This is a genomic window from Inquilinus sp. (assembly GCF_057815775.1).
In genome coordinates, this window is sequence record NZ_JBYRFX010001175.1 from 1 (window position 1) to 5377 (window position 5377).

Below are 5377 nucleotides of genomic sequence, written 5' to 3' on the forward strand. Positions count from 1 at the left end.
CTCTGTACGGGTGGGTCGCCCGGTTCAGATGGAGATCGAGGTCGATGACGCGATGGATGGCGATTTCATCCGATGGCCTCCTGCCGGGGTCCTCCAGGCTCATGGCTGTCGTTGCCGGTCTAGCCGTCGCCTTGGCGCTGCTGTCCGGGGCTCCCGCGCGGGCGGCGCCGTTCGCGATCGACGCGCCGGCCGCGACCCCGTCCGATTTCGGCTTTCCCGCCCCCGATCCGGAACCTCCGCTCCCGTCCGGATTCGACGACTACGCCCCTCCCCGCCTCGCGGTGTCGGCTGACGGGCCCCATGTCGCCGCCTTCACCCGGACAGCCGGCCCGGATGAGAGCTTCGTCGTCAGCGGCGCCGGGTTCGATGCCGCCTCGGGATTCCGCGTCTTCAGCCAATCGGGCGGCCAGGCAGCCTGGACCGACGCGGCACGAATGACGCCCGGCGGCGACGCGGTTGCCGGCCATCTGCCGGACACGCTGCCGTCTTGGGGCCTGTACCTGGTCTGGCCCTGGAACGCCCACGGCGCGGGCCGGCCGATCGGCCTGAACCGAACCGAGGCCTGGTGGGCCGGGCCGCTGCCGGCTGCCGCCGGCGGCACGCTGTCAGTCTATGGCCGGAACCTGGCCCATGACAACGGCACCAGCCAGGCCTGGGTCTATCTCAAACCGGTGGGGCCGCACCCCGGGCGGTGGGCCACCGTCACCGCCGTCAATCCATACCGGGTCGATGTCACCGTCCCGGCGGATCTGGCCGCGGGCGATTACGAGATCTGGTCGCACAACGGCCATGGCGGCCGGTTCGGCTGGAGCGGCCCGGTCGCCGTCACCATTGCGGCATCAGCCGGATCCTTCGACGGCCGGCCGTCCTTCGATGTCCGCGACTATGGTGCCAAGGGTGACGGCGTGGCCGATGACGGACCCGGCATCCAGGCCACCCTGGCCGACGCGGCGGCCCAGGCCCCGGCCACCGTTCACTTCCCGGCCGGAACCTATCTGACGTCTCGCAGCCTGCTGCTGCCAAACGCCGTGCGCTGGCAGGGCGACGGCCGCGATGTCACCACCCTTCGCCTGGACCCTGCCGCCGCGACCAAGGAGGCGTTCCTGGTGGCGGATGGCGCCGGCAGCGGCAACGGCGTCGACATCTCCGGCCTGACGATCGACGCGGGCGGCCGTCCGGCGGATGCCGGCCCGGCGGTCAGCCTTCGCGGCGTCGCCCGGCTGCGCATCACGGCCGCCCGGATCCTGTCCGCGCCCCTGCCCTATTTCGACCTGGATGGTGCGCGGGACGTGGTGCTGGCGAATGTGGACTTCACCGGCAGCGGCGGCTTCCTCAAATCCTCGGCACAGATCTTCATCGAGAACTGCCGCTTCCTGCTGGGCGACAAGGGCGTGGCGGCGATCGTGAGCTGGGGCGGGCACGAGCTGGCGGTCACCGGCAACACCGCCCGCGACCGCGACCTCTCCACGCGGGAAGGCACCTCGCAGGGCCGATTCTTCGTGTCGCAGGCGCATGATGGCGGCACCCGCGACATCTACATCGCCGACAACACCACGACCGGCTTGGCCCCGGCACCGCCGGAATGGAGGGATTTCGACCAGAACACGGGCGAGCAGATCCTGTTCGAGCAATGCTGCGCGGATCTCGTCCGGTCGGTCGTGGCCGCAGATGCGGACGAGATCACTCTTTCGGCCGATCTGCCGGCCATGGAGGCCGGCGGCGCCCCCGACCTCCTGATCGTCTCCGGCCCCGGCAGCGGCCAGTACCGGCGTATCCTGGGATATGATCCGGCGCGCCGCACCGTCCGGATCGATCGGCCTTGGGATCTCACCCCGCCGCCCGGCAGCCTGACGGAGATCGTCGGCGTCGCCGCCCGGGCCGCCATCTATCGCAACCGGCTGGACGGGAAGGACTTCTACGCGACGCAGGACACCGCATCCTCGGGCGTGCAGCTCTTCTCCAACTCCGCCGATATCGTCGTCGACGGCAACACCATCACCCGGGTCCGCGGCGGCGTCGAGCTGTGGTCCGTCGGTGTCGGGTCGACGCCGCAGCTGAACTCCGTCTTCTTCAACCTGGTCACGAACAACGAGATCTACGAATCCTATGACGGGCTCGTGACCTATACGCAGTACCTCTACGCCGACGCGCCCGGCGCCATCGGCCATCTCGGCAACATCTTCCGCGGCAATCGTGGCGACCGGCTGGTCCATGCCGGCATCAGCATGACGACTTGGCCGGGCTTCGACGCCGGCGGCTACGACACCAATGTGTTCGAACACAACCGCCTGGCCGACGCGCCGCGCGGGATCATCGCTGGCGACGCCACGGCGGCCCGGCAGACGCCGATGCGCGACACCATCCTGTACCGCAACAGCTTCTCCCGCGGGGCGGCGCCGCTGAACGGATCCCGCGGCATGATCGCGGCGCCGGGACTGGGCTGGATCGCCCATGGCAATCTGTGGACCGGCTTCGAGCAGCCCGGGCCGGACGGGTCCTGAGCGACGGGGTGCAGCAGGCGGTCAGGCGTTCCGGACGAACCAGCGCCGGACCCGGCCGTTGAGGTGCCGCTGCACGGCGCTGCGCTGGGCATGTTCCAGCAGCAGGCTCCAGCCTCCGCCGAGGCAGAGCAGGCAGCAGGCGATGATCGCCAGGGCGGTCCGCCCGACCGGATCGATCATGTCGGACGGCACCCAGGCGATGGCACTGAGCACGCCGCAGCAGACCAGGAAGAACAGCGCCACCGGCCGGATGACACCGGTGAGGTAGGCCGACATCGGAATGTTCAGGCGGCGCAGCCCGCTGTGCAGGATGTACCAGCTGGTGGTCGGCAGCTGCGCCAGCAGGGTCGCCAGCGCCACGCCCCACAGCCCCAGCGGCCCGATCAGGATCCAGCTGAGCGCGATGTTGAGCAGGCCGGCAGCCAGGTACCAGCGGCCATAGATCTCGTTCTCGGTGGCGCGCGAGAACCCGAACATCAGGCTCTGCTGGGTGTAGAGCGCGAACATCAGGCACATGGTGGCAAGGACGCCGGTGCCGACGAAATGCCCGGAGCCGAGCCACAGCGTGATGATCGTTTCGCCGAGCAGGATCAGGAGGGCGGTGCCGCACAGCATGATCCCCAGCCCGGCCCGCATGTTGGTCAGGACCAGCTTGCGCACCCGGCCGGGATCGTCCTCGCGCCAGAGATGCGACACGTAGATGTTGGTGGCGTCGCCGACCGCGATCGCGACCACAGCGAGGTTCGAGACCAGGATATACACGGCCTGGTAGAGCGGGACGCGGGACGAATCCTGCATCCCGGCAATGAAATACGGCGCGGTCCGCATCAGCATCATCGCGCCGATTTCGGTGCACCAGTATTTCACGGATGGCCCGACCAGGGATCGCGCCACGTCGACCCGCCAGCGCCCAGGCTGCGCGAACAGCCCCGGTTCGCGGCGGCGGAGAAACCGGATGGTCAGCATCCGCCCGAGCAGGTTGCCGCAGACGGTGACCAGGGCCAGCGCTATCAGACCGCCGCCCATCAGCACGACCACGATCTGCCCCACTGCCGTCAGCAGCGTGAAGATCATGGTGATCGCCGAGGTCTGCGCGACATAGCCGAGGCCCGCCACCAGGGCCGACCAGAAGCCTGCATTCAGCCCGATGGTCTGGCCGATGCAGATGACGCCCCAGGCGGTCACGGCCAGGGTGACGGTGGTGTCGCCGAGATCGAGCGTGCCGATGAACAGCCACCCGGCCAGGAAGGCCAGCCCGCCCATGATGACGGCGATGCCGCGGTAGACCCCACGGGCGGTGGCGATCAGGTCGCCCATTTCCGCCGCCGCCTCGGCCGCGATCGGCGCATCGAAGCTGTCGACTGCGCGGGCGCGGGCAAAGGCGAAGCGCCGGGTCAGCGTCGAGGTGACGCCGATATCGAGCAACAGGATCATCAGCCCGGCCTGGTTGAGCAGAAGCCAGAGGCCGAGCTGCGAGGGTTCGAGATGCCGGAACATGATCGGCATCAGCACCAGCCCCATGGCCACGGCCATGGCCCGCGACAGCCAGATGCTGGCGACTGCCATGGTGATGCGTCGGGTCAGGGACATGGCAGGGTGGCCGCCTTCAGCGTCGGGACAACGGGCGGATCATCGGGCTGCGCCGCGCCGGCCGGCGAAGACATCCCCCACCACGGCGAGGACCTGCCGGTCGATGCGCCGGGTCCGCACGAGGTGGCCGAGCAAGGGCAGGAACGATGTCGACGGGTCGAGTTCCCGCACCAGCCGGAACAACCGGCGGCCGGTCTGCCAGTTGCCGCGGCAGGATTGCGCTATCGCGGTCCAGAATGCCCGCTCGGCCAGCCGGTGGCGGGCCAGGCGATGCAGCGCGGCCCCATCGGCCACGTCCTGCCCTTCCTGGCGGAAGAACGAGTCGAAGGCGGCCGCGCGCTGGACATAGTCACGCAGGATCGCATCGGCGCAGACGACCGACATGTTGTTGCCGTGGACGCGCTTGATCGCCTGCAGCGCCGGGAGATAGGCAACCCCACCCCTGGTCGCCAGCCGCAGCCACATCTCAAGGTCGCCGGAATGAGTCAAGGCCGGGCGGTAGCCGCCGACGGCCGTCTGCGCCGTCGTCCGCACGATCGCGGCGGGGGTCGAGACCGGGTTGACGGGATCGCGGCACAGCCGGGAGATGAACGCATCGCCGGTCTCGATCTGCCAGTCCGGCTCGACCGCCGTGACGGGCGATGTCGGCATCGGCTGATCGGGGAACAAGTCGACGGCCAGACCATGGGTCAGGGCGACATCCGGCCTGCGGTCCATCAGCGTCACGGCGCGTTCCAGGGCCCCGGGGGCGAGCAGATCGTCGGCGCTGAGCAGCAGCATGTAGTCGGACTGCGCCCAGGCGAGGCCTTCGTTGAAGGTCTGGATGTGCCCGCGGTTGACCGGATGCGCCAGCACCTCGATGCAGGGATGACGCGCGGCGTAGCCCTGGGCGACCGCCACGGAATCGTCGCTCGACGCATCGTCGATGACCAGGATCCGCACATCCTTGACGGATTGCTGCAGAACACTGTCGAGACTCGCCCCGAGGAAGTGGCCGTACTGGTAGCAGGGGATGCAGATATCGACTTTCGGCATGGGAAAACGCTCTTTCCGTTCAGCGCCCGGGCGCCCTATGAGGATCGACAAACCACCCCGGATTGCAGGGCGGAATGCGGCGTGGCAGGCGTGCACAGCATAGCCATCCCCCCGCCCGCCCCCGACGCATCCATTGGCACGCTGATATCCGCCAAGCGGCGTAGGCCGATGCTCCTAAAACACGCGGGCCGCCACCAGGAGTCCCGTATTCCGGCCGGATGTGCGGGCCGGTACGCTTGCCTCCTCGAAGC

General features: G+C 69.1%; 3 protein-coding genes. 1 reads left to right on the forward strand and 2 read right to left on the reverse strand.

All coding sequences use genetic code 11. The annotated features are described in order from the left end of the window. Nucleotides 1–101 precede the first annotated feature (101 nt). Nucleotides 102–2501 carry a glycosyl hydrolase family 28-related protein gene (locus AC3XYG_RS41845; RefSeq protein WP_489145842.1) on the forward strand — a complete coding sequence of 800 codons (2400 nt, stop codon included), beginning with the start codon at nt 102–104 and terminating at the stop codon, nt 2499–2501. Between the two features lie 21 nt (nt 2502–2522). On the opposite strand, the gene AC3XYG_RS41850 is transcribed toward AC3XYG_RS41845, so the two are convergent. Beyond that, nucleotides 2523–4091 carry a lipopolysaccharide biosynthesis protein gene (locus tag AC3XYG_RS41850; protein WP_489145843.1) on the reverse strand — a complete coding sequence of 523 codons (1569 nt, stop codon included), beginning with the start codon at nt 4089–4091 and terminating at the stop codon, nt 2523–2525. A gap of 39 nt (nt 4092–4130) precedes the next feature. Beyond that, nucleotides 4131–5126 carry a glycosyltransferase family 2 protein gene (locus tag AC3XYG_RS41855; RefSeq protein ID WP_489145844.1) on the reverse strand — a complete coding sequence of 332 codons (996 nt, stop codon included), beginning with the start codon at nt 5124–5126 and terminating at the stop codon, nt 4131–4133. Between the last annotated feature and the right edge of the window lie 251 nt (nt 5127–5377).

Excerpts from the sequence above, each read along its gene's own strand:
- AC3XYG_RS41845 (WP_489145842.1), top strand. The coding sequence starts at position 102 with ATGGCTGTCGTTGCCGGTCTAGCCGTCGCCTTGGCGCTGCTGTCCGGG.
- AC3XYG_RS41850 (WP_489145843.1), bottom strand. The coding sequence starts at position 4,091 with ATGTCCCTGACCCGACGCATCACCATGGCAGTCGCCAGCATCTGGCTG.
- AC3XYG_RS41855 (WP_489145844.1), bottom strand. The coding sequence starts at position 5,126 with ATGCCGAAAGTCGATATCTGCATCCCCTGCTACCAGTACGGCCACTTC.